Origin of the sequence: Actinoplanes sp. L3-i22, from assembly GCF_019704555.1 — a bacterium.
Taxonomy (GTDB): domain Bacteria; phylum Actinomycetota; class Actinomycetes; order Mycobacteriales; family Micromonosporaceae; genus Actinoplanes.
This window is the reverse complement of record NZ_AP024745.1, coordinates 4,727,859-4,751,676: the sequence shown is the minus strand read 5'-3', so window position 1 is coordinate 4,751,676 and position 23,818 is coordinate 4,727,859. Positions and strand designations below refer to the sequence as shown.

Sequence of the window (23,818 nt, the reverse complement as noted above, 5' to 3'; positions counted from 1 at the left end):
CACGCCATCGGCTCCAGGAGTACTCACATGACCATCCACGCACTCACCGTCGCGGGCATCGGCGCCGTCGAGCTCACCGTCACCGAGCGCGGCCAGGGCCACCCCGTCCTGCTGCTGCACGGCGGCGGTGGACCGCTCACCGTCAACCCCTGGGCCGACCGGCTCGCCGAGGCCGAGCCCGCGCGGGTGCTCACCCCGGTGCACCCCGGCTTCAACGGCACGGCGCGGCCCGCCGCGCTCGACACGATCGGCGGGCTGGCCGCGACGTACGTCGCTCTGCTCGATGCCCTTGATCTGGAAAATGTCACGGTGGTCGGCAACTCGATCGGTGGCTGGATCACCGCCGAGATGGCGCTGCTGCACTCACCCCGGGTCAGCGGCTACGTGCTCGTCGACGCGGTCGGCATCGAGGTGCCCGGCCACCCGGTCCCCGACTTCTTCGCGCTCACGCCCGCCGAGCTCGCCGCGCGCAGCTACCACGACCCGCAGACCTACGGTGTCGACCCGGCCAAGCTGCCCCCGCAGGTTCGTGCGGCGATGGCCGGCAACCGGGTGACCCTCGGGGCCTATGCCGGCCGTGCGATGACCGACCCGACGCTGGCCGGCCGGCTCAGCGGGGTGAGCACGCCGACCCTGGTGGTCTGGGGCGAGGCCGACCGGATCGGCGACCTCGACTTCGGCCGGGCCTTCGCCGGCGCCATCCCCGGCGCCGAGTTCACCGTGCTTCCCGGAGCCGGTCACCTGCCGCAGATCGAAACCCCCGACGCGCTCATCAAGACCGTCTGGGCCTTCGCCGACGCGCACGCCACCGGCACGCCCGCCCGTCCGGCGGCGTAATCTCGCCGTCAACCGGCGGCTCAGCAACGAGAACGGACTGCCGAACGGTTGGTCGTGGGTGCCATCAATGCGCGGCACGCGACAGCGCGAGACAGCGAGCCGACCCTCGACGACGTGCTCAACGACGGCCTGCACTGCGTGTACCAGCCGTTCGTCGACGTGGACACCGCCGCGGTGCTGGCCTTCGAGGCGCTGATGCGCGGGCCGGCCGGTTCCGGCCTGCAGTCGCCGATGGCGCTGCTCGACGCCGCCCGGGCCGCCGACCGGCTCGCCGAGTTGGAACAGGCCGCGCTACGCGCGTCGCTGCGGGATGCGGCGGAGCTCTCGCACGGACGCCCGGTGACGTTGTTCGTCAATCTCGAGCCCACCACCCTGACCCGGCGGCGCGACGTCGTGCTCGACGCGCTGAGCGCGCGGGCCGCACATGTGCAGGTGGTCGTCGAGATCACCGAGCGGGCGCTGGCCGAGGACCTCGCCGGGGTGCTGGCCGGCGCCGAGCAGTTGCGCGCCGCCGGCTGCGCCATCGCCCTGGACGATGTCGGCGTGCACCCCGAGTCCCTGGCGTTCATCCCCCTGCTGCGCCCTGAGGTGGTCAAGCTCGATCTGAAGCTGTTGCGGACCGTCACGGATCCCGCCACGGTGGCGGTCGCCGGGGCGGTACGCGCCTATGCCGAACAAGCCGGCGCCGAAGTCGTCGCCGAGGGCATCGAGACCCCGCAGGACCTGACCCGGGCACTTGTCCTGGGTGCCACCCTCGGCCAGGGCTGGTTGTGGAGCCGCGGTGAACGCCGGTTCCCGCCCTCGACGTTCCGGCCGGAACGATTCGCCGCCCGTCCGATCGGCGCCGCCCTGAACACGACGCCCTACGAACTGATCGGCGGCGGCAGACGCATCCGGCACGCGCCCAAGCATCTGCTGGTCCCGGTGTCGAAGACCCTCGAACTCATGGCGCTGCAGGCGGCGATCCCGCCGGTGCTGCTCGCCGCCTTCGAGCACGTCCGGTTCTTCCGCCCGTCGACCACCCGGCGCTTCACCGAACTCGCCGAGCGTCTGCCGTTCGTCGCCGCGCTCGGGGTCGGCATGCCGCCCGCTCCCGCCCCCGGCGTGCGCGGTGGCGCTCTGTCGATCCAGGATCCGCTGGCCAGCGAATGGACCGTCGTCGTGCTGGGTGCCCACACCGCGGCAGCCCTGATGGCCCGCGACCTCGGCGACATCGGCCCGGACCCCGACCGGCAGTTCGAGTTCGTCGTCAGCTACGACCAGGCGCTGGTCACCGCCGCCGCACACGCCATGATCGGGCGCCTCGCCCAAGCTTGACCGCGCCGCCCGAGGTCCGTCCGCGGCAGATACCCGGGCCAGGTGCCATTCGCAGGTTTCTCGCTGTCTATCGAAGCGGTTCGATTGACGTGGGAGCGTTCCCATACAAGACTTCTCGGCGGGCGCGGACCGGATTCACCGCCGGTTCCCGCGTAGACCGCACGAGAGGAACCCCCGATGAGTTCGATGGCAAGGAAGGCCGGGCTCGCGTTCGCCGCCGCCGGCCTGGCCCTGGCCGGAGCCGTGTACGGCGTGACGTCAGCCTCGGCCGACGTCACCGCCCAGCTGACCGCCCCTCAGCTGGTAGCCGACATGGGAGCCGGATGGAACCTGGGCAACCAGCTGGAGGCCAGCAACAACGGCATCCCCAGCGAGACGGCGTGGGGCAACCCGGTCATCACCCAAGCCCTGATCAACAAGGTCAAGGCCGCGGGCTTCAAGACGATCCGCATCCCGGTCTCCTACCTGGGCAAGATCGGCGCCGGCCCGAGCTACACGGTCGACGCCGCCTGGCTGACCCGGATCCAGGAAGTCGTCAACTACGCCTACAACCAGGGCCTGTACGTCGTGATCAACATGCACGGCGACGGCTACAAGTCCGTCGCCGGCTCCTGGTTGATCTGCGACGCGACCGACCAGACCACGATCAAGGCCAAGTACCAGAAGGTGTGGCAGCAGGTCGCGACGAAGTTCGCGGCCTACAACGAGCACCTGATCCTCGAGTCGATGAACGAGGAGTTCGACGGCCAGTACGGCAACCCGACCCAGCCGTGCTACTCCAACATCAACGCCTACAACCAGACGTTCGTCGACACCGTACGCCAGACCGGCGGCACCAACGCCTCGCGCTGGCTGCTCGTGCCCGGCTGGAACACCAACATCGACTACACCGTCGGAAGCTACGGCTTCACGCTGCCGACCGATCAGTACCGCTCGGCGTCCGTCCCCAGCGCCGAGCAGCGCATCATGATCTCCGTCCACTACTACGACCCCTGGGACTTCACCGGCCAGGAGGACGGCAACATCACCCAGTGGGGCCCGAACGCCACCAACGCGGCGAAGACCTCGACCTGGGGGCAGGCGGACTATCTCGACGGGCAACTGAAGAAGGTGTACGACACCTTCGTCGCCCGCGGCTATCCGGTGCTCGTCGGTGAGTACGGGTCGATCGACAAGACGGCCGCCGACTCCACGAACAACAAGTTCCGGGCCGACTACGCGCGCACCCTGGTCTCCGCCGCCAAGAAGTACGGCGCGGCGACCGCCTACTGGGACAACGGCTACAACGGGGCGTACGGGTTCGGCCTGTTCGACCGCAGCTCCGCCACCGTCACCCAGCAAACCATCATCGACGCCATCGTCAGCGCCGCGGGCGGCACCCCCACCAGCACGCCGCCCACCAGCGCCTCGGCGAGCCCGTCGGCCAGCCCGTCGACGTCCACCCCGGCCGGCGCCTGCCGGGTCACCAACGCGGTGAACGCCTGGAACACCGGGCTGACCAACAGCATCACCATCACCAACACCGGCACCACCGCGGTCAGCGGCTGGACGCTGGCATTCACCCTGGCCGCCGGCCAGAGCATCACCTCCGGCTGGAGCGCCACCTACAGCCCGGCCAGCGGCGCGGTCACCGCGACCAATGTCAGCTACAACGGCACCATCGCGGCGGGTGCCTCGACCACCATCGGCTATCAGGCCACCCACACCGGCAACGCGGCCGCCCCCACCGGGTTCCGGCTCAACGGCGCCGCCTGCAGCTGATCCCCCGACGCGGCGGGCCGGCGACCCCGGCCCGCCGCCTCACCGTCGGCTCGGACACTCCGGTCCAGCACCGGGAAACGACCGTGTGTGGATTCCTCGCTTCGACACCGACATCAGCGACGACTGAGCTGCGCCTGCAGCACTTCGTGCCGGAACTGGTACGACGCACCGGACAGTCGCAGGACGCCCCGCCGCCGGGCGCTCTCCAGGAAGGCGATGCCGGACAACGGCATGCGCCCGGCCATCCAGAGGATGACGGTAGCGATCACGAATCGGCCGTAGGCGGAGACCGACGCCGTGAAAACGGCGATCATGAACACGGTCGGATACGCGGTCGCATTCCAGAAGGCGTGCCCCGTCGCGACGACCTGCAACCCGGCATACATCAGTCCGAGTGCTGTGATGACGACCAGGAAGCGAGTGAGGGCCGCTTTGCGGTCGGCCTTCCAGGCGACCTGCGGGCTGGTGACCAGCGTGACGTCGAGCGGTGAGCCGGTAACCCGCCGGAGTGCCAGCACGACTCCGAAGACCGCTCCGAACAGACCCAGGAAGGCGGTGAGCTGGGGAATGTACATGAGCAGGACCTCCCAGGGAGGGAACTCCCCATGGTCGCCGGCTATCTGGAGGGCCAGGTCGCGAATGAAAGTCGGCGCCGGGCGGTAGTCGAACTGCGTGAAGACCCGGAATATCAACGTGTGCCGCTCCGCTGCCGACTCCGAGGCCGCTTTCCCGATGGCCAGAGCGATGACTCCGGCCATGACGAGCGCCACCTTGCCACCACCGCGAAGGCCGGCGGCGGCACCGCGGGAGACCCCGATGATCAGTCCGACGATGATCCCGGTGAGGCCGCCCGTCGTCGTGCCGAAATAGAGGCCGATCGCGGCCGACGCCAGAAGCCAGTGGGTGTTCTCGAGCCAGGAATGCACCATGGTGGGATATGTGGCGAAGAGCGGACCCGAGTAGGCCACTCCGAGGACCAGACCGGCCACGAAACCGCAGGCCGTACCGATTCCCAGGCCTCGGAGCATCGCGATGAGGGCACCGGGGAGCCGAGCTCGCAGGTAGCCGTCGACCCGAGCCGGGGCCGGCGCGGGGGCGAAGGTGATCGCCACGGCGGCGATCAGTCCCAGTAGAAGGCTGACTCGTACGGCTCCACCCCAGCCGTAGGTGTCGACCAAGGAGAAATAGGCGCAGAAGGTGGCAACGATGCCGTATCCGGCCGCGAGCACGGCCGCCGGAAGTGCCTGCGGCAGCTGCCACCAGGTCAGCACGGTGGTGCCTCGCCGAGTCATCTCCCGGGCCAGGAAAGTGAGCCAGCGCCGGGCCCGCCCCGCGTCCGTCGGCCCGTACGCTGCCGGAATCAATTGATCGGTGAGCCATTCCCGGATCGCCGAAGCATCCGGGAACCGGGTCGCGTCGAGGATCTCGTCGACCCGGGCCGGTTTGGCGGCGTGCACGGCCCGCGCAAGGTTGAGCATCAGCGGGGTGTCCAGCGCGACCGCGACCCGCCCGGCTGGGTCCCGGGCAAGCTCGGCGGTGATCTTCGACCAGGAGTCGCCCTCCACGTCGCCGGCGCGGGCCAGGTAGTCGAGCGCGTCGCCGGTGCTGATCCGTTCGAGCTCGACGACCGCGGCCTCGGCCACCACAGCCCGCGCCGCGGTGACGGCCTGCTCGAATTCGGGTCCACGCGAGGTGAGGACCAGCGGCTGCCCGTCGAGGAATCTGGTCAGATTCCGGATCGCCGCCGGCCGCACCGACTCCGGCATCTCGTCCAGACCGTCCAGGATCGGCATGATGAGCCCCTCGGCGAGCAGGTCCTCTGGGACCTCCGGCTGGCCGCGGTAGTAGCCGTCGGCCAGCTGCGCCCCAATCCATTCGCGGACCGACGACTCGCCGGGATCCCACGACGCCATCGGAACGAGCACCGGCACCGGTTCGCCTGGTGACCGCTCCCGCAGGACCCGGAGCAGGGCAACGATGGCGAGCGCGGTCTTACCGGTGCCGGCGTCGCCGAGGATGACCAACCGGTGCCGGGGCAGGCCGTCCAGGGTCTCCACGATCCTGTTGAGGTCACCGCTCAGCCTCAGCCCGGTCGGGTGTCCGCCGACCTCGCCGGCCGTGATCGCCGTGACGGGTGCCGACACCGGCCGCGCGGTGCTCCGCCAGTGCAGGGTGATCGGCACCGGATCGAACAGACCTCGCCGCGCGGCCTCCTGCTCCCAGCCGATCCGAACACTGCGGGCCAGTTCGTCGGCGGCGGTCGCGGCCTCATCCGTGGACAGCCTTGCCAGGGTCGCGGCGTGCGACGGGGCAAGCCAGGCGGTCAGTGGCTCGCGGAGGGTCAGGGCCAGGCCGAGGAGGGCGACCAGGAGCCCGGTGACGCTGGCGACCTTGTCGGCTCGGTCGAGGTCGCCGCTGGTCATTTCCCGGGCAAGCAAGGTCAGCGCGGCCACGGTGCCGGCGAGAAGCGCACTGACCAGGAGTTTCCGCCGGTGGCCCCGCATGACGGCATGGTACGGCACCGCTCACAGTGGAACCGGCGGCTGCCGGAGCGCGGTCAGCATCGCCTGCCACATCGCGGATGCGGTGGTCGGTGCTTCGGCCGTACGTCGAAATCGTCTTTTGATCTTCGGGCTGGCTCGATCGATTCACGGCTGCTGCACGACGACGCGAAGCTGTCGATGCCGCCGCTGCCAATGTGGCTGCACGGCCGCGACGACGTCGCCGCTTGGATGGCCGACACGGGCCGTGGCTGCCGCGGTTCCCGCCTGATGCCGGTGGTGGCCAACGGCCTGCCCGCGTTCGGGCAGTACCGGCCCGGCCTCACCGGCACCGGGCACGAGCCGTAGGCGCTGATCGTGCTGGAGATCTCAGCGGGACGGATCGCCGGATCACCAACTTCCTCGACACCGGCGGCTATTCCCGCGCTTCGGGCTCCCGGCCGATCTCGGGTAGTTCGCCGGCCAGCCCGAGCAGGCGCCAGCCGTGCCGGCGGGCGGGTCAGCCGGCCCGGCGGTCAGATCTCGGTGACGCCGCCGTCGGCGACGAGCTCGAAACCGGTGGTGTAGCTGCTCTGGTCGGAGGCCAGGTAGTAGACGGCGTTGGCCATCTCCTCGGGGCGCCCGAGCCGGCCGAGCGGGATCATCGACTTGAACATCGCCAGGCCGGCCTCGACCGCCTCGGGCGTGGTGAACTGGACGTCGATGATCGGGGTCTCGATGACGCCGGGGCTGAGCACGTTGACGCGGATGCCCTGGTCCTTGAACTCGGCGGCCCAGGTGCGGGCGAACGAGCGGATCGCCGCCTTGGTGCCGGCGTAGGTGCCGTATGCGGGGAAGCCCTTGACGTTCATCCCGGAGGAGACCAGCACGATGCTGCCGCCGTCGACGAACAGCGGCAGCGCCTTCTGGACGGTGAAGTAGGTTCCGCGGGCGTTGGTGCCGAAGGTCTTGTCGAAGTGCTCGGCGTCGGCGAGCGCGGTCGGGCGCAGTTCGACGGTGCCGGCGTTGGCGACCAGGATGTCCAGGCGGCCCTGTTCCTGTGCGATGAGCGCGTAGAGCCGGTCGAGGTCGTCGAGGTTCGCGATGTCGCCGGTCACCGCGCGGACGTTGCGGCCGATCTCGGCGACCGCCTTGTCCAGCTCGGCCTGACGGCGGCCGGTGATCCAGACGTACGCGCCCTCGTCGACGAAGCGTTTGGCGGTGGCCAGGCCGATGCCGGTGCTGCCGCCGGTGACGAGTGCGATCTTGCCGGTGAGCGTGTCGCTCATGACGAACTCCCTGGTGAACGACGTTCTGTACTGGTGCGTCAAAAACATACCTCGGTTCTCTACTGAGACGTCAAGAACGGGAGATGTGTTCTGTACTACACCGTCAAGAACGCGCTATCCTGGGCGTCATGGCCCGACCACGCGCATTCGACGAGCAGAGCGTCCTGGACGCCGCCGTCCGCCAGTTCCGCACCGGCGGCTACGCCGGCACCAGCCTCGACGACATCTCCGCGGCCACCGGCGTGGGCCGCGGCAGCCTCTACGCCTCGTTCGGCGACAAACACACCGTTTTCATCAAAGCCCTGCACGAGTACGTACGGCAGGCCCTGATCCAGACGCACGACGAACTCGACGGCCCGGACGAGAGCGCCATCGACCGCCTGCACACCTGGATCCTGGCCGGCGCCGGTTTCGTGCTGCGCGACGACGAACACTTCGGCTGCATGGCCGGCAAGTTCGCCCTCGAGGTCGGCGACCGCGACACCGAGGCCCACGACGTCATCCTGGACGTCTTCTCCCAGCAGCAGCGGGCGCTGGCCGACTGCGTCGCCGCCGCTCAGCGCCACGGCGACCTCGCCCCGGACGCCGACGGCTGCGCCATCGCCTGCCTGGTCCTGGCGCTCAACCGCGGCATGGACGTGATGGCCAAGGGCGGCATCGGCCAGGACGTCCTGGACGCCGCCGCCGAGCAGGCCTTCCGCGGCCTGCCGCTCACCGACGCCTACCGGCAGGCTGCCCGCCGCTGACCGAGATCAGGACCGCGACCAACGGTCAGCCGGCGAAGGTCCGGCCCGAGAGCGTGTTAGCGTGTCTGGCCGAACAGCTGCTCGGCCAGGACTGGGTGCGGCCGGATCCCGTCTGAGTATCGATGCTCAGGTGTGCGGGGCGGTCCGGCGGAAGGATCATCCACATGAGCGACCTGCATGTGGAACTGCGCGAGGGCGTACCCGGTGATCGGGAGTGGATCTATCGGCTGCGCCACCGCGTCTACGGCGAGGAACTGGGCCAGCACCGCACCAACGCCGCCGGTGAGCTGCGCGACGCGATGGACGAGCTGGGTGTGGTCTACCTGGTGGCAGTCCGCGACGGGCGGCCCGCCGGGTTCGTCAGCGTGACGCCGCCGTGGGCCGGCCGCTGGTCGCTGGACAAGTATGTGACCCGCGCGGACCTGCCGGTCCTGGACGCGCACGACACGTTCGAGGTGCGGCTGCTGACCGTGACCCCGGAGGAGCGCCGCACGCCGCTCGCCGCGCTGCTGATGTACGCGGCGATGCGCTGGGTGGAGTCGCGTGGCGGGCGCACCGCGGTGGCGATGGGCCGCGCCGACCTGACCGCCATGTACCGGGCGATGGGCCTGACCCCGGCCGGTCGCACCGTGCGCTCCGGCCAGGTCGATTTCGAGATCATGAGCAGCACCCAGATGCCCGCCACCGTACGGCGCAGATGCCTGCGCCAGATCGCGCAGCTGAACCTGGACTGGCGGCTGGACATGCCGCTCGCCGCGGACCGCGACGGCTGCGAGCACGGCGGGGCCTCGTTCGCCGCGATCGGCACCGACCTGCGCGAGATGGACCGGCGCCACTCGGTGGTCACCGCGGACGTGCTCGACGCCTGGTTCGACCCGGCGCCGGAGGTGCTCGACGCGCTGAGCACGCACGCCGGCTGGATCGCGCGTTCCTCGCCGCCGACCACGGCCGACGGCGTGGTGCGCGCGATCGCCGCGCACCGTGATGTGCCGGAGGCGTCCGTCAGCCTGGGCGCCGGCTCCTCCGATCTGATCTTCCGCGCGTTCCGGGAGTGGCTGCGCCCGCAGAGCCGGGTCCTGCTGATCGAGCCGAGCTACGGCGAGTACGCGCACGTCACCGAGGAGGTGGTGGGCGCGCGGGTGGACCGGTTCGCGGTGCGGCGCGAGGACGGCTGGCGGATCGACGTGGACCGGCTGATCGCGCAGGTCACGGCCGAGCGCTACGACCTGGTGGTGCTGGTCAACCCGAACAATCCGACCGGACGGCACCTGCCGCTGGCCGACGTGCGGCGGATCGCGGCGGCGCTGCCGGCGCACACCCGGCTCTGGATCGACGAGGCCTACATCGGATATGCCGGCCTGCGGGAGTCGGCGGTGCCGCTGATCGGCGACCATCCCCGCGTCGCGGTCTGCACGTCGATGTCGAAGATGTACGCGCTGTCCGGCGCGCGGGCCGCCTACCTGATCACCGACCCGGCGACCGCGGCCACGCTGCGCCGATGGACGCCGCCGTGGGTGCTCGGCATGCCCGCGCAGGTCGCCGCGATCCGCGCGCTCGACAGCCCGGACTACTACGCGGCACGGTGGGAGCAGACGCACCTGCTGCGCTCGCGGCTGGCGGACTCGCTGCGCGAACTGCCCGGCGTCGAGGCGGTGGACGAGGCCGCGGCCAACTACCTGCTGGTCACGCTGCCGACCGGCGGGCCGAGCGCCGCGCTGGTGGTCGACAGGTGCCGGCGCTACGACGTCTTCCTGCGCGATCTGTCCCCGATGTCCGCGCTGTTCGAGGGCCGGATCGTCCGGGTCGCGGTCCGCGGCGCCGAGGAGTGCGCACGCATCGTGGTGGCGCTGGAGAAGGCCCTGACCCGGTGATCGAGCGGGTCAACGACAGCCTGCTCGCGGTCGCGGAACGGCGGCTGCTCGATCGCCTCGCCGCCGTGCTCGCCCCGCGCGTCACCGCGGACGCCTGCTCGCTGGCCGGGCTGGCCGGTGCGATCCTCTGCTGCGCCGGCTACGCGCTGAGCAACTATCACCGCGGGTTCATCCTGCTGGCGGTGGCCGGCGTGGCGCTGCACTGGTTCGGCGACGCGCTCGACGGCACGGTGGCCCGGCTGCGCGGCGAGGACCGGCCCCGGTACGGCTTCTTCGTCGACCACTTCCTGGACACCGTGTCCCAGGTGCTGCTCTTCATCGGGCTGGGGCTCTCGCCGCTGGCCTCGCTGAGCGTCGCCTGCCTCACGCTGGTGGCGCTGCAGTCGCTGAACATCCTGGTCCTGCTGCGCACGGTAATCTTCGGCGAGTTCCGGCTGTCGTTCGGCCGCCTCGGCCCCACCGAGGCACACGTCGGCCTGGTCGTCTTCGGACTCGCCGGCTTTTTCACCGGGCCGGTGCCGTTCGTCTACGACGCGCTGCTGGCGACCGGCGCCGTCTTCCTCGCCGTGCAGACCATTCTCATCGGTACGCGCGAGGCCCGCCTCCTGCGCGCCCAGGAACCATGACCGGGGCGTCCCCGATCGATCAGGCGATGTCGACCGCGTGAACGGGTAGTCCATCGTGCCGGCGGCGGCACCGGCATCCGGCCCGTTGGCGAGTCGGGTGTACAGCCGCTGACGGATCCCGGGCATCCTCGGAAATCCGCCCGCCGTCGCTACGGGGGGGACCCCGGGCAGCTCGGCCTCGGGGCCGTTGTCCCAGGGGTCCCCCCATCGACAGGTGAGGCGGGTGCTTACGAGCCGATCAGGTCGAACTCGTTGTTCTCGACGTCGGCGAAGGTGGACCAGCCGTCGAAGTCACGCAGGCGGGTCGCCCCGAGCTTGACGAGCCGGTCGGCCTCGGCCGTGAAGTCGTCGGTGGTGACATCGAGGTGCAGGCGATTCTTGGTCGCCTTCGGCTCGGGCACCGTGTTGAAGGTGACCTGCGGGAGGCCACCGCCGGGATGCAGGACGACCCGGGTGTCGCTGGACTCGGCGGCGATCGGCCACCCGGTCGCGTCGTGCCAGAACGCGGCGACCGTACGGGCATCGACGCAGTCGATCGCGACGGCGTACCAGGAGATGGTCATGGTGGAACCTTTCGTGGGTCAGATGACAGGCTGGAGATCGGCGGCGGGCCGCCGGGCGAGACTGACGAAAAGGGCCAGCGCGGTGAGCGCGAGCAGGCCGCCGGTGAGCATGGCCGCGACGCTGCCGCCGGTGCCGTCGACGATGCGTCCGCCGAGCAGTGATCCGCCGGCGACCGAGATCTGGAACGCGGAGATGTAGAGGGCCGAACCGCCCTCGGGTGTGCTCCGGTCGGCGGTGAAGATCCAGGTCTGCATCGCGACCGGGACGGTGCCGTAGACCAGACCCCAGATCGCCAGCACGATGATCGCCCCGGCGGTCGTCGTGCCGAGGACGGTCATCGCCAGCGCGGCGAGCCCGAGCGTGGCGATGATCGTGACGATCGCGGCGTAGAGCCGTCGCTCGAGGGCGGCACCGGCCGCCAGACTTCCGGCGATTCCGGCGATCCCGTAGACCAGCAGCAGCGTGCTGACCGTGGTGGGCGAGGCGCCGGTGTGCCGCTCGAGGAACGGCTGCACATAGGTGTACGCGGTGAACTGGCCGATCACCAGCAGCAGCGTGGTGGCCAGGCCGACCCGGGCGTTCGGGCCGCGCAGCACGGTCGCCAGCGAGCGCCAGGTCACCGGCTGATCGACGCCCATCCGGGGCAGCAGCGCCAGCTGCAGCACCAGGGCGAGGACGCCGAGCACGGCGGCGGCGACGAACGCCGTACGCCAGCCGAAGTGCCCGCCGATGAACGCGCCCGCCGGCACGCCGATCACGCTGGCCACCGACACCCCGGCGAAGATCACCGAGGTGGCGGTCACCGCGGCGCGTTGTCCGGCGAGCCGTCCGCCGACGCCGGCGCCGATCGCCCAGAATCCGCCGATGCCCAGGCCGAGCAGGAACCTGGCGAGCAGCATCATGGCGAACCCGGACGCCGCCGCGGCGAGCAGGTCCGAGACGGTGAACAGGGCGGTCATGGCGAGCAGGGCGATCCGGCGGTCGAGCCGACCGGCCGCCACGGTCAGGGTGGGCGCGGCGACCGCGGCCACGACGCCGGGCACGGTCATCGTGGTGCCCGCGACGCCCTCGGAGACGTGCAGGTCGGCGCCGATCGCGGTGAGCAGGCCGACCGGGAGAAACTCGTTGGTGACCAGGGTGAACGTACCCAGCGCCACCGCGTACACGGCGAGCCAGGAGGGTCGGAGCCTCGACATCGGATCAGTCGTCCAGGAACATCCGGACCTGCTCGACGAACCGCCCGGGGTACTGGAAGTGGGCGCCGTGGTTGGCGTCCGGGTAGAGCACGAGCGTGGCGTCGGGCAGGTGCTGCTGCAGGATGTACGAGTTGATCGTCGCGATGATGATGTCGTTGTTGCCGTTGACCACCAGGGTCGGCTGGCGCAGGTCGGCGAGGTGGGCGTAGGACGGATCCTTGCGGGTGCCGTACGAATGGATGGCAGCCCCTTGGGCCTGCACGGTGGCCGCCGTGACGGGTGCGTCCCGGTCCGGGCGGGCCATGATGCGTTCGAGGAAGTCACGGCCGGCGATCTGGCTCGCCTTGCTGGGCGAGAACAGGATCGGCAGCCACATCTGCTCCTGGTGTTCCAGGACGACGGTGAACAACGCGGCGGTCTGCGGCGCCATCTCGCCGATGCCCTCGCCGCCGCGTGGCCCGGTGCCGACCAGGATCAGTTTGCGAATCAGTTCCGGCCGGTCGGTGGCGATCTGCTGGGCGACCAGGCCACCCATCGAGTGGGCGAGCAGATCCACCTGCTCGAGGCCGAGAGCGTCGATGAAGGACTCGGCGTCGCGGGCGGTCTGCTCGACGGTGTCCGCCGTGGTGCCGGTCGACGAGGCGACGCCGGCGTTGTTGAACAGGATGACCTCGCGGCCGGCGGCCAGGGCGTCGGTGATGGCCGGATCGTGGTCGTCGAGGTTTCCCATGAAGTGCTGGAGGAAGACCACCGGCACGCCCGGGCCGGCGCCGAAGCGGCGGTAGGCGAAGCTGATGCCGTTCGCCTCGGCGTGCCGGGTGGGTGCGGTGTTGTGGGTGTCGGACATGGTTGCTCTTTCTACGGACGGATCATGCTGGATTCGTCACCCGAACAGGTGGTCCAGCCTTTAGACAGGTCTGTCTAAAGCGAGTATTAGACAGACCTGTCTAAACGGCAACGTGACGTCGATCATGCGCGCGGCTGCCGGCCGCCTGGTGATCGCTCACTAAACTCCTCGAACGTGGCGGCACCTCCTGTTCTGCGTGGCCGGTCGAGGTTCGTCGCCGACGCTCTCGCCAAGCTGCGCGGCGTGCGCCGTACCGGCCGGGGCACGGTCACGGTCATCTCCGGAGACCCCGGAATCGGCAAGACGGCCGTGCTGACCCGGCTGCTGCACGAAGCGTCGGCGACGGGCTGGCGCTCGGGCTCGACCCGGGCGACCGTGGCCGATCAGCTCGCTCCCGGCCTGACGATCCTGCTGGCCCTGCGCGCCGGCGCCGACCCGGTCCTCACCGCGGACCAGACGGCGACTCTCAGCGGCCTCGCCGGGCAGCCGGCCGTCTTCCTGGACCGGCTCGCCGCCCTCATCGCCGAGTCCGTCCAGCGCGGGCCGGTCGTGATCGCCGTGGACGACCTGCAGTGGGCCGATCCGCTCAGCCGCACCGCCGCCCGGGTTCTGCCGCAGCGCCTGGCCGAGGCGCCGGTGGCCTGGCTCTACACGGTCCGGGAGACGCCGGCCGAGCTCGCGTCGCATGCCGTCGCCCTCGATCCGCTGCCGACCGATGACCTGCTGAACATCGCGGCCGACCTGTTGGGCGACGATCTCGACGAAGCCACCACCGGTCTGCTGGCCCGCGTCGGCGGCAATCCGTTCCTCGCCGTCCAGGTGATCGAGGACGCGCTGCGGGCCCGAGAGCAGGGCGCGAGCCTCGCGCCGTTGCCGACCGGGTTCGCCGCCGGGCTGCGCCGCCGGCTCGCCGTGCTTCCCGACACCGCCGTACGCATGATCCAGGTTCTGGCGGTGCTGGGGCGGGCAGCGACCTTCGCCGAGTGCTGCGCGTTGTTGCCCGACGACGGACGCGAGGACCTCTCCGCAGCCGTGGACGCGCTTGCCGTGGCGGGACTTCTCGCACCGGAGCACCCCGAACTGGCGTTCCGGCACGACCTCGTCCGCGAAGCGGTGTACGCCGACCTGAGCCCGGGCACGCGGCGGCGCCTGCATCGGCGCTGTGCCCAGATGCTGCTCACCGACGGCGCCGGGCCGCTGGCCGTGGCCGGGCACATCCGCGCCTCGGCCACCCCCGGCGATGAGTCCGCGGCCACGGTCCTGCTCGCGGCGGCCGACGAGGCCGTCGCCGGCGATGCGGCCGACCTCGCCGGCGAGGCCTTCGATCTGCTCGCACCCCGGCACGAGCGATGGCACGACACCGGCGTACGTGCGATCCAGGCACTTGTCGCCGCCCAACGGATAGCCGGCGCAGTGCACCTGGCCGACGCCATGCTGGCCCACTCGACGGATCCCGAGCGGATGGCACAGATCGAGATCACCGTCGCGCGGGCACTGTGGCACACCGGCCGGCTCAACGACATCACGCGGCGCGCCTCGGACCGTCTCGCCGACGTTGCCGTCAGCGACCTGTCACGCGCCCGGCTGACCGCCAACCTCGCGCTGGCCTCGATCGGCACCCGACCGGCCGAGCAGGTCCGGGCATTCGCCGCGAAGGCACATCTGCTCGCCGAACGCGCGCACGATCCGGCATCACGGTCCATGGCGGACTACTCGCTGGCCGTGCTGGCGATGAACCAGGGCCGCCACGGCGAAACCCTGCGGCGCCTGCGCGACCTGCGGGCGGCGGCCGGCGAGGCGTACCTGGGCCAGGAAGTGCAGGCACTGCAGCTGCTCGACCGGGTCGGCGAGGCCGACACCATGCTGGCGGCTGCCGGCGGGGCCGCCTGGGTCCCGCACGCGCGCATGGCACAGCACCTGTATTTCGGCCGGCTCGCCGACGCCGAGGCCCAGGCCCACACCGTGCTGGGAGCCGCCGAGGAGTTCGGCAACGAAGCGGCGGCGCAGGACGCCCGGCGCACCTTGTTCGGCATCACCCTCGCCCGCGGCGACCTGGATCTGGCCCAGTCCTGGCTCGACGGATGCGTGACCACCGCGCCCGCAGGCGACGCGATTCAGGCGGACAGCAACGAGCTGATGGGAGCCCAGCTGCTGATCGCCCGGGGCCGGCTCGCCCCGGCGCTGGCGGTGATCCGGGCGAAACTGCACGCCGCGCTGGACGACCGTTCCTATTGGCCGTGGTGGCCCGGCTGGATGCCGGCCTTCGCCCGCGCGGCGATGAGCGCCGGGGATGCCGAGGTCGTCGGGCTCGCCGTTCGGTTCGCCGGGCAGGCCGCGGACCGCAACCCGGGCATCGCCACCTATGCCGGGATCGCACTGCAGGTCAGAGGGCTGGCCGGCACCGACGTGCGCCTGCTGCGCGAGGCCTGCGACGTGCTGGCGTCCGCTCCGCGGGCAGAGCTGCGCGCGGGCGCCGCCGACGATCTGGGCACGGCACTGCTACGAGACGGCGCCCGGGTCGAGGCAATCGCCCAGTTGGACCGGGCGTGGCAGGTGTTTCACGAGGGCGAATTCCAGGCCGCGGCCGATCGCATCCGTACCGTGCTCAGCGGCCTGGGCCTGCGACGCGACTACTGGCCGCTCAAGCCGGACCGGGCAGTCGGCGGCTGGGAATCGCTGACCCACAGCGAGCGGACCGTGGCCCGGCTGATCGGTTCCGGCCTGACCAACCGGGCGGCCGCCGCTGAACTGGGGCTGTCCCCCAACACCGTGGGCACCCACATCCGTTCGGCGTACGCCAAGCTCGGGGTGCGTTCACGGGTGCAGTTGACGAACGTGCTGCGCGACCGGATCGGCTGAGCCGAACCTGGGTGGCGATGCCGGCGCCAGCTCGATCGGCGCCGAAGCCAGAGCGTCAGGCCTCAGGCGGCAGCAGGGCGTCGGCGGCCGCGCGGGCCGCCTCGGCGGCGTGCCCGTCGGCATCCATCGCCGCGGCGATGTTCGCGCCGTCGTAGAGCATGACAAGTTGCCTGGTCAGCCGTTGAGTGTCCGGGTAGCCCGCCTCGGTCAGCAGGTCCGCGAACAGGGCGTGCAGCCAGGTGCGGAAATCCTTCACCGCGAGTTCTTCGGCGCTGCCGGGCGCCGCCTCAGCCGCCGCGTTGTGGAAGGCGCAACCCCGGAAGTCCGGCTCGGCGAACAGGTCACCCAGAGCGTCGAAGATCGCCAGAATCTTCGCCCGCGGCGCGGGCACGCCGGCCGTGCGCTCGTCCAGCCGGGCGGCCCAGCGGGCGTGCCTGTTCTGCAGGTAGGCCCGGACCAGGTCGTCCTTGCCGCCGAAGTTGTAGTAGAGCGAGCCCTTGGCGACTCCCGCTTCGTCAAGAACCCGGTCGATGCCGACGGTGTGCACGCCCTCGGTGTAGAACAGCCGGTCAGCGGCCTCGAGCAGGCGCTCACGGGCGGAGCGCCTGCTCGAACCGGCCGACGATGTCATGCACTAACTGTACGTACCTTCGATCACACGGCGGTACGCCCACCGTCGACCGGGATGGTCGCCCCGGTCACGTACGCCGCCCGCGGCCCCGAGAGAAAGGCGATGACGGCACCGATCTCCTCGGGCCGCGCCGCCCGGCCGAGCAGGGTGGTCTTGGCCAGGCCGTCGATCACCTCGGCCCGGGCCCCGGCGGTGGCCACCGGACCGGGAGCCACGCTGTTCACCCGGACCCCGGACGGGCTGAACTCGGCCGCCCAGGCCCGGGTCAGGGCGTTGAGCGAAGCCTTGGTGGCGCTGTACGCCGCACCGCCGGGCAGGCCGACCGCCGCGGCCATGCTGCTCAGATTGACGATGCTGCCCTCGCCGCGGGCCGCCATCGCGGGCGCCAGCGCCGCGGTCAGCAGGTAGGCCGCGCGGACATTGCCGTCGAACATCGCGTCGTAGCCCTCCACGTCGAGCTGGTCGCTGGGTCCGAACCAGGACGACCCGGCGTTGTTGACCAGAATGTCCACGTCCCCGGCCGCCCGCGCCAGGTCCGCGGCGCCGGCCGGATCACGCAGGTCGGCCGCGACGAAGCGGGCCTTGCCGCCGCCGGCCTCGATCTCGGCGACGGTCTCGGCGCCACGTTCGGCGTCTCGCCCGTGCACGACGACCTCCGCACCCTCGGCCGCGAGCGCCAGGGCCGTGGCTTTGCCGATGCCCGAGGTGGCACCGGTGACCAGCGCGATCTTGTTCGCGAGCTCGTTCATCATTCTCTCCCTTGTTTAGACCGGTCTGTCTAAAACGAGATTAGACAGGTCTGTCTAAAAAACAACGTGCCCTCAGTCACTCCCCTGGCTCCCCGAGCCCACCGGCTCGAGGAGGAACAGTGGGATGTCGCGGGGCGAACGGGCGCGGTAGTCGGCGTACGGCGGCCAGAAGGAATCGGCGATGGACCACCAACGCCGCTTCTCGGCGCCATGGATCTCGCGGGCTCGCACGGTGCGCCGTTCAGCGCCGTCCTGCAGCTCGATCACGGGGTGGGCGACCAGGTTGTGATACCAGGCGGGATTGTCCGGCTGGCCACCGGCGGAGGCCACCGCGACGTACGTGCCGTCCCGGACCACGCGCATCACCGGCGTCTTGCGGACCCTGCCGGTGCGCGCACCGGTCATCGTCAGGACGACGACCGGCCGCCCGTCCAGCGTGTTGGCTTCGGCGCCATCCGTCGCCTCGAAGCGGGCGACCTGGTCGCGCGCCCGTGGGCTGCGGCTCGGGAGGTAGTCGGGCGACGGGGATACGGTCACGGCGTCAGTCAACCGGGCTTGGGTGCTGGTCTCCTCACCTGATCAGGTGAGGGTCTCGCGTGCCGGCCGCGCGGCACTGCCACCGCGCTCACCCGCCCATGGGACTTCAACCGCCCAGGAAAGGCGTCGTCGGCAGCCCTGAAATCGATCCGCGCCGCCCGCCGGGGGCCGGCGAGTCCCGGTGACGCCGCTGATCCGCAGCAGGTCGCCGGGTTGCGCCAAAGCTGTACGGGTACGTTAGAGAATCAGTCCTGCCGGCGCCTCTCCCCATCCGGAGAATCCAGACCGCCAGGGCGAGAGGGAGACACCATCGCTACGAAGGCTTACGTCGAGAAGACCACCGTGGTGGCGGAGCTCCGCTCACGCGGGCTCGGATCCAGGGCCGATTGGGTCGAGAGGGATCTGCCCGCGGTGATCGACACGAGCACGCATGCGTCGATCTTGCGGACCCTCGGTATCGATCCGGATGCCCTGCAGTCCGACACCGGCGTCATGGCCGGCACGGAGTGACCGGACCGGCCTGACGAGCAGGCCGCGGCCCCGCGGCCGCTCCGGTGCCGGCCTGACCAGGGTGGCCGCGGCGATGAAGTGAGTCCCCCTTCATGATCATGGAGGGGGTCGGGAGCAACGCAACTCGGCCGCCGCTGTCAGTAGAACGCCGCATGTCCCCGGATGCGAGCAACGCTGTGGCACGGCCTCGCCGGGGGCGCCGTCCCGGCGGGAGCGATTCCCGGCAGCGGATGCTGAACGCGGCGCGGGCCCGCTTCGCCGCGGACGGCTACGCCGCGGCGACCATTCGGGAGATCGCGGCGGACGCGGGTGTCGACGCGGCGTTGCGCCACAGGTGGCGGGAGCGGGCTCTTCGCCGTACCGGAAACCGATCTTGATCTTGAATGTGGTCTGGCTCTGGCGGATCGGCGGCAGGAGCGGGGCAGCTGCGCCCGGCTACATGTTGTGCTCGCGGATCAGGGCGGGTGCACGCTGGTGAAGCATCGGGCGGCCGGTCAGAACGGGAAGTAGCCGTAGCTGAACGGGCGGCCTCGTTCGTAGATGGCGCGCAGCCAGGGCTGCCTGACCTCGGGCTGGAGAGCCAGCACACAGAGGAAGATCCGGCCGTCCGGCAGGAGCCGGTAACCCGGGAGCCGTTCCGGCAGGGCCTCCGGCAGGATCGGGACCGAGCGTCCGATCGGCTTCGCATCGCGGTGCGCCGCCAGGTGCGCCCAGGCGTCCCAGGCCAGCGGGACCGGCCGCATCGGCGCGGCCACCGGCCACACCTCGCCCGTCTGAGGGTGCACCGGAACCAGGGCCAGGTCGCCGCCCGCCGCCGCGAGGCCCGGTCCGGCCAGGACAAGGGTGCGCTCCGGTCCCGCGCCGACCGGGTCGACGAGACGGTCGAGCAGGGGCCGGAAAATCGCGGCGACCCGGTGATCGGGGATCAGGATCGGGTCGCCGCCCGAGACGGCCAGCAGATGCGCGAGCGCCGAAGCGGCGGCGGCCTCCCACATCGGATTCCACCGGCCGTCCGGTTCGATCGGTGCGATGCCGGGCCACTGGTCGCTCAGGTCCGTCCAACCGAACTCCGGGGCCCGGCCGGGACCGTCCTCGATCACCTTGGTCGCCAGCGAGGCCAGCCAGACCGCCTGCCGCAGACCGCAGTCGTCGATCCGGGTGGCGACCGGCGTACCGCAGGCGACACAGACCATGTTGGGTGGGCCGCCGCCGAGGCCGCAGCATCCGGAGTCACCGACCAGCGCCGGGTCGACGACAGCGCCACGGACATCCCCCGGGGCGAGCAGCACCGCAGCGTCCGATCCCCCGAGCGCCTCGCTGTCTTCGGACTCGACCGACCAGCGCCACGGTGCACCGGCCGGTAGCGGATCCACCGCGAAGGTGCCGGGCTCCAGCGCCGGGTCGAGCGAGCCGGGCCCGTTGCCGTACTTCTGATACGCGTGCACCGGAAACGCCACCCTGGACAGTGGAACCGTCAGCGTGGCCCCGCAGGCCCGGCACCCGAAAATCGTCATGCCGCCCCCGCGCGTCGACCCGGATGAATCTAGATCATCGCGGAAAGGGCATCCATGACGTCGGCCGGGACGTCGCCCGCCGCCATGTTCGCCTCCAGGTGGGCCAGGGTGGCGGTGCCCGGGATGAGCAGCACGTTCGGGGCGCGGTGCAGCAGCCAGGCGAGACCGACCTGCGCCGGGGTGAACCCGGAGGACTCGGCGGCGGCGATCACCGCCGGCGCGTCGGTCACCTTCGGCAGGTGCGGGGCGGCGCTGCCGAGCGGGAAGTACGGAACCCAGGCGATGTTCTCGGCCAGGCAGAGTTCCAGCATCTGCTCGTCGCGGCGATCGACCAGGCTGTACGCGTTCTGCACGCAGTCGATGCCCACCGGCAGCGCGCGGCGCAGCACCTCCAGGGAGACGCTGCTCAGGCCGATCGCGCCGATCTTGCCCTCGTCGCGCAGGGCGATCATCTCGGCGAGCTGGTCGTCGGCGTCCACGACCTGGTCGTCCGGGAGCTGCAGCCCGACCGGGCCGCTGTCGGCGCGGCGCAGGTTCACCACCGGGATCTGTTCCAGGCCCAGGGTGGTCAGGTTCTCCTCGACGGCGGCCCGTAGCTCCTCGGGCCGCTGCGCGAACCGGAGCGGGAACTGGCCGCCGGGGTTCGGCGCGGCCCCGACCTTGCTGACGATCAGCACGCCGTCCTCGGGGCGCAGCGCCTCCCGCAACAGCTCGTTGACGAGGCCGAAGCCGTAGAACTGCGCGGTGTCGACGTGGTTGACGCCGAGCTCCACGGCGCGGCGCAGCAGCGCGATCCCGGCGGCGCGGTCATCGCGCAGGCGGGACAGCTGCATCGCGCCGTAACCGATGCGGGCGACCGGACGGCCGGCGAAGGCGAAGGGCATGCGGACCTGCTCTCGTGCGAGAATACCGAAGCGGAAGGGTTTCCGCTTGCGACGGTAGCACGAAACGGAAGGCCTTCCGCTTTGACTGATCCCACCCCGGCCGCCGAGCCGGCCAAGGGGCGTGCCGACGCCCGGCGCAACCGGGACAAGGTGCTCGCCGCCGCCCGCGCGTCGCTCGCCGGCGGCGACGAGTCCCTGGCGATGGTGTCGGTCGCCCGCGACGCCGGGGTCGGGGTCGGCACGCTCTACCGGCACTTCCCGACCCGGGAGGCGCTGGTCGAGGCGGTCTACGCCGCCGAGCTCGACGACGTCACCACCAGCGCGACAACCCTGCTGGAACAGCTGCCGCCGGAGGCCGCGCTGCGCGCCTGGCTCGAGCGGTACGCGGCGTTCCTGGCCACCAAGCGCAGCATGATGGACGCCCTGCGCAGCAGCTTCGCCGCCGGGCGGATGGGTCCGCACACCCGCGAGCAGGTCACCGGCGCGTTCCGCGCCCTTCTCGACAGCGGGGCGCGGGCCGGTACGCTGCGCGACGACGTCGACCCGGACGACGCCGCCGGCATGCTGCACGGCATCTTCCTGACCGCCGGCCACGACCCACAGCGCACCAGCCGCATGCTCGGCCTGCTCGCCGACGCTCTGCGCGCCCGCTGACCACCCGTTCCCGGCTACCGTGCCGTCGGCTGGGCCCGCAGCACGAGGTCCCAGTCGACGGTCCGAGCCCAGTCGGCGTAGCTGTGCCAGGCCACCCCCGGGTAGGCGGCGTGCAAGCCATCCACGTCGAGGAAGTCGGTGTTGTCCTCGAACCGCTGGAACATGTCGGCGATCTCGGCACCGGCCCACTGGCGGACCTGGTCCAGGGGCAGCCGCCGGTACGGGATCTCGCGGCCCAGCACCTCGCCGAGGATCCGGGCCGCCTCCTGCCCGGTGACCCGGTTGGAGACGACGTCGATGCGCCGGCCCACGAACCGGTCCGGGTGTTCGATGGCGGCCACGGCGAGGCCGGCGATGTCCCGGACGGTCACCTGGTCCAGCGGTTTGCCGGCGGAGAGCGGATTGGCCAGGATCCCGTCGCCGAGTCGGCTGAAGCCGAGGTTGAGGACGTTCTCCATGAAGTACACCGGGCCGAGGACGGTCGCCCGGACCTCCTGAGCACGCAGGTACGCCTCGGTGAGCTGCTTGCTGTCGGCATGGTCGATGCCGGTCGCCACCATCCGGTCGGCGCCGCGCACCGAGGAGTAGACCAGGTGCGCCCCGGCCCGCGCGGCGGCATCGACCAGCAGGCGGCCCTGGGCGGCTTCCTCTTCGGCGCCGCCTGCTCCGAACGGCACGGACAGAGCGAACACCGCGTCGGCGCCCCGGGCCGCCCCGGCAAGCGCCGCGGGGTCCGACAGGTCGCCGACGAACAGCCGGGCACCGGCGGCGGACAGCGCCCGGGCGGGCGGCGACCCGGACGAGCGCACGTAGGCGGTGACCTCGTGGCCGTGCCGCAGCAACAGCTCGGCGACCGCACCGCCCTGTTTGCCGGTGGCGCCGATGACGAGAACGGTGGTCATGGGTGAGCTCCTCGGTCGCAGTCGTGAACGCAGCCCATCCTCTGGCCTCAACATTGGTTGAGGTCAACCTAGGATCGGCGCATGCCCCGACCGCGCACCACGTTCCACGAGCTCACCGTCGGACAGGTCGCCGACCGCAGCGGCGTCGCGATCTCCGCACTGCACTTCTACGAGCGCGAAGGCCTGATCAGCAGCACCCGGACCGCGAGCAACCAGCGCCGCTACACCCGCGACGTGCTGCGCCGGGTCGCGTTCATCCGGGCATCCCAGCACGTCGGCATCTCGCTCGCCGCGATCCGGCAGGCCTTGGACCAGCTGCCGAGCGAACGCACTCCGAACCGGGAGGACTGGGCTCACCTGTCCGGGCTCTGGCAGGCCGAGCTCGACGCCCGCATCGCGCAGTTGCAGGCGCTCCGGGATGACCTCACCGATTGCATCGGGTGCGGTTGCCTCACCCTGCGGGTATGCCATCTGGTCAACCCGCGCGACCTGCTGGGCCGCGAGGGCCCGGGTGCACGCCGCCTGCCGAAGACCTGAGCGGCCCGTCGAGCATCATGCAGGGATGACGATCTCGACGGACGGTTCTCGGGAGAGAGCGCGCATCGTGGCGGCCGTGCTGCGCGACGGCGATCGGATACTGCTGTGCCACCGAACCGCCGGCCGCCGCTGGTACCCCGACGTGTGGGATCTGCCCGGCGGTCATGTGGAGGAGGCTGAGGATCCGCCCACCGCGCTCGTGCGCGAACTGCGGGAGGAGTTGGGAGTCACCGTGGCTCAGCCTTCGGGGCCGGCGATGCGCGAGGTCGGCGCTGACACGTTCGACATGCAGATCTGGCTGGTGGAGGCCTGGGCCGGAACTCCGGTGAACGCGGCTCCGGACGAGCACGACGCCATCGGGTGGTTCAGCAGAGCCGAACTCGGTCAACTACGACTGGCCCACGACAGCTACCTCGACATGTTCACCGCCGTACTCGGCGAACGACAAAGCTGAGCCGAATCAGGCCACGGCACTCTTTCGTGATCCAAATGGGGGCAGTCGTAGCC

General features: G+C 71.1%; 24 protein-coding genes. 13 read left to right on the top strand and 11 right to left on the bottom strand.

The window, feature by feature from the left end; all coding sequences use genetic code 11:
* The first annotated feature begins 27 nt into the window (after window positions 1–27).
* The 3 genes from L3i22_RS21020 (at window position 28) to L3i22_RS21010 (ending at window position 3,915) form a co-directional block, all read left to right on the top strand.
* A complete protein-coding gene (locus L3i22_RS21020; RefSeq protein WP_221328664.1) occupies window positions 28–837 on the top strand; it encodes an alpha/beta fold hydrolase in 810 nt (269 codons plus the stop codon).
* A gap of 54 nt (window positions 838–891) precedes the next feature.
* Window positions 892–2,154, top strand: a complete 1,263-nt coding sequence (locus tag L3i22_RS21015; RefSeq protein ID WP_221328663.1) for an EAL domain-containing protein — start codon at window positions 892–894, stop codon at window positions 2,152–2,154.
* 177 nt (window positions 2,155–2,331) lie between these two features.
* Entirely contained in the window at window positions 2,332–3,915 is a 1,584-nt protein-coding gene (locus tag L3i22_RS21010; protein ID WP_221328662.1) for a cellulase family glycosylhydrolase, read from the top strand.
* A gap of 113 nt (window positions 3,916–4,028) precedes the next feature.
* On the opposite strand, the gene L3i22_RS21005 is transcribed toward L3i22_RS21010, so the two are convergent.
* Window positions 4,029–6,419: an NACHT domain-containing NTPase gene (locus tag L3i22_RS21005; protein ID WP_221328661.1), complete on the bottom strand. Its 2,391-nt coding sequence runs from the start codon at window positions 6,417–6,419 to the stop codon at window positions 4,029–4,031.
* Between L3i22_RS21005 and L3i22_RS21000 the strand changes: the two genes are divergently transcribed.
* Entirely contained in the window at window positions 6,408–6,764 is a 357-nt protein-coding gene (locus L3i22_RS21000; RefSeq protein WP_221328660.1) for a hypothetical protein, read from the top strand. The two genes, L3i22_RS21005 and L3i22_RS21000, sit on opposite strands and share 12 nt — an antisense overlap.
* A 167-nt stretch (window positions 6,765–6,931) precedes the next feature.
* On the opposite strand, the gene L3i22_RS20995 is transcribed toward L3i22_RS21000, so the two are convergent.
* A complete protein-coding gene (locus tag L3i22_RS20995) occupies window positions 6,932–7,684 on the bottom strand; it encodes an SDR family NAD(P)-dependent oxidoreductase (RefSeq protein ID WP_221328659.1) in 753 nt (250 codons plus the stop codon).
* 128 nt (window positions 7,685–7,812) lie between these two features.
* Between L3i22_RS20995 and L3i22_RS20990 the strand changes: the two genes are divergently transcribed.
* From L3i22_RS20990 to L3i22_RS20980, 3 genes are all read left to right on the top strand, one after another.
* On the top strand, window positions 7,813–8,430 hold the full coding sequence (locus tag L3i22_RS20990; RefSeq protein WP_221328658.1) for a TetR/AcrR family transcriptional regulator: 618 nt from the start codon (window positions 7,813–7,815) through the stop codon (window positions 8,428–8,430).
* Between the two features lie 164 nt (window positions 8,431–8,594).
* Entirely contained in the window at window positions 8,595–10,301 is a 1,707-nt protein-coding gene (locus L3i22_RS20985) for a histidinol-phosphate aminotransferase family protein (RefSeq protein WP_221328657.1), read from the top strand.
* On the top strand, window positions 10,298–10,927 hold the full coding sequence (locus L3i22_RS20980; RefSeq protein ID WP_221328656.1) for a CDP-alcohol phosphatidyltransferase family protein: 630 nt from the start codon (window positions 10,298–10,300) through the stop codon (window positions 10,925–10,927). Before L3i22_RS20985 ends, L3i22_RS20980 begins: the two co-directional genes overlap by 4 nt.
* Before the next feature lie 227 nt (window positions 10,928–11,154).
* Here the strand turns inward: L3i22_RS20980 and L3i22_RS20975 are convergent, their stop codons facing one another.
* From L3i22_RS20975 to L3i22_RS20965, 3 genes are read right to left on the bottom strand one after another with little or no spacing between them, the layout of a single operon-like run.
* A complete protein-coding gene (locus tag L3i22_RS20975; protein ID WP_221328655.1) occupies window positions 11,155–11,490 on the bottom strand; it encodes a VOC family protein in 336 nt (111 codons plus the stop codon).
* An 18-nt stretch (window positions 11,491–11,508) separates the two neighbouring features.
* On the bottom strand, window positions 11,509–12,687 hold the full coding sequence (locus L3i22_RS20970; protein ID WP_221328654.1) for an MFS transporter: 1,179 nt from the start codon (window positions 12,685–12,687) through the stop codon (window positions 11,509–11,511).
* Window positions 12,688–12,691: 4 nt separating this feature from the next.
* A complete protein-coding gene (locus tag L3i22_RS20965; protein ID WP_221328653.1) occupies window positions 12,692–13,534 on the bottom strand; it encodes an alpha/beta fold hydrolase in 843 nt (280 codons plus the stop codon).
* Window positions 13,535–13,708: 174 nt separating this feature from the next.
* Here L3i22_RS20965 and L3i22_RS20960 point away from each other — a divergent pair, with 174 nt between their 5' ends.
* Window positions 13,709–16,393, top strand: coding sequence for a LuxR family transcriptional regulator (locus L3i22_RS20960; RefSeq protein ID WP_221328652.1), 2,685 nt, complete (start codon window positions 13,709–13,711; stop codon window positions 16,391–16,393).
* A 55-nt stretch (window positions 16,394–16,448) separates the two neighbouring features.
* Here L3i22_RS20960 and L3i22_RS20955 read toward each other — a convergent pair whose 3' ends face one another.
* From L3i22_RS20955 to L3i22_RS20945, 3 genes are all read right to left on the bottom strand, one after another.
* Window positions 16,449–17,024 (bottom strand): TetR/AcrR family transcriptional regulator, encoded by a 576-nt coding sequence (locus tag L3i22_RS20955; protein ID WP_221328651.1) that lies wholly within the window; start codon window positions 17,022–17,024, stop codon window positions 16,449–16,451.
* A 23-nt stretch (window positions 17,025–17,047) separates the two neighbouring features.
* Window positions 17,048–17,773, bottom strand: a complete 726-nt coding sequence (locus L3i22_RS20950) for an SDR family NAD(P)-dependent oxidoreductase (protein ID WP_255658444.1) — start codon at window positions 17,771–17,773, stop codon at window positions 17,048–17,050.
* A 72-nt stretch (window positions 17,774–17,845) separates the two neighbouring features.
* A complete protein-coding gene (locus L3i22_RS20945) occupies window positions 17,846–18,310 on the bottom strand; it encodes a nitroreductase family deazaflavin-dependent oxidoreductase (RefSeq protein WP_221328649.1) in 465 nt (154 codons plus the stop codon).
* A 342-nt stretch (window positions 18,311–18,652) separates the two neighbouring features.
* Between L3i22_RS20945 and L3i22_RS20940 the strand changes: the two genes are divergently transcribed.
* Together L3i22_RS20940 and L3i22_RS54625 are read left to right on the top strand one after the other, a co-directional pair.
* Window positions 18,653–18,820 carry a hypothetical protein gene (locus L3i22_RS20940; RefSeq protein WP_221328648.1) on the top strand — a complete coding sequence of 56 codons (168 nt, stop codon included), beginning with the start codon at window positions 18,653–18,655 and terminating at the stop codon, window positions 18,818–18,820.
* Window positions 18,821–18,912: 92 nt separating this feature from the next.
* Window positions 18,913–19,197, top strand: a complete 285-nt coding sequence (locus tag L3i22_RS54625; protein WP_370644486.1) for a TetR family transcriptional regulator — start codon at window positions 18,913–18,915, stop codon at window positions 19,195–19,197.
* A gap of 117 nt (window positions 19,198–19,314) precedes the next feature.
* Here L3i22_RS54625 and L3i22_RS20930 read toward each other — a convergent pair whose 3' ends face one another.
* Together L3i22_RS20930 and L3i22_RS20925 are read right to left on the bottom strand one after the other, a co-directional pair.
* Window positions 19,315–20,334: a hypothetical protein gene (locus tag L3i22_RS20930; RefSeq protein ID WP_221328646.1), complete on the bottom strand. Its 1,020-nt coding sequence runs from the start codon at window positions 20,332–20,334 to the stop codon at window positions 19,315–19,317.
* Window positions 20,335–20,363: 29 nt separating this feature from the next.
* Window positions 20,364–21,218 carry an aldo/keto reductase gene (locus tag L3i22_RS20925; protein WP_221328645.1) on the bottom strand — a complete coding sequence of 285 codons (855 nt, stop codon included), beginning with the start codon at window positions 21,216–21,218 and terminating at the stop codon, window positions 20,364–20,366.
* An 81-nt stretch (window positions 21,219–21,299) separates the two neighbouring features.
* Between L3i22_RS20925 and L3i22_RS20920 the strand changes: the two genes are divergently transcribed.
* A complete protein-coding gene (locus tag L3i22_RS20920) occupies window positions 21,300–21,872 on the top strand; it encodes a TetR/AcrR family transcriptional regulator (RefSeq protein WP_221328644.1) in 573 nt (190 codons plus the stop codon).
* Window positions 21,873–21,886: 14 nt separating this feature from the next.
* On the opposite strand, the gene L3i22_RS20915 is transcribed toward L3i22_RS20920, so the two are convergent.
* Window positions 21,887–22,774 (bottom strand): NmrA family NAD(P)-binding protein, encoded by an 888-nt coding sequence (locus L3i22_RS20915; RefSeq protein ID WP_221328643.1) that lies wholly within the window; start codon window positions 22,772–22,774, stop codon window positions 21,887–21,889.
* 81 nt (window positions 22,775–22,855) lie between these two features.
* Here L3i22_RS20915 and soxR point away from each other — a divergent pair, with 81 nt between their 5' ends.
* Both soxR and L3i22_RS20905 read left to right on the top strand, forming a co-directional pair.
* Entirely contained in the window at window positions 22,856–23,311 is a 456-nt protein-coding gene (gene soxR / locus L3i22_RS20910; protein WP_221328642.1) for a redox-sensitive transcriptional activator SoxR, read from the top strand.
* A 25-nt stretch (window positions 23,312–23,336) separates the two neighbouring features.
* A complete protein-coding gene (locus L3i22_RS20905) occupies window positions 23,337–23,765 on the top strand; it encodes an NUDIX domain-containing protein (protein ID WP_221328641.1) in 429 nt (142 codons plus the stop codon).
* Window positions 23,766–23,818 lie beyond the last annotated feature (53 nt).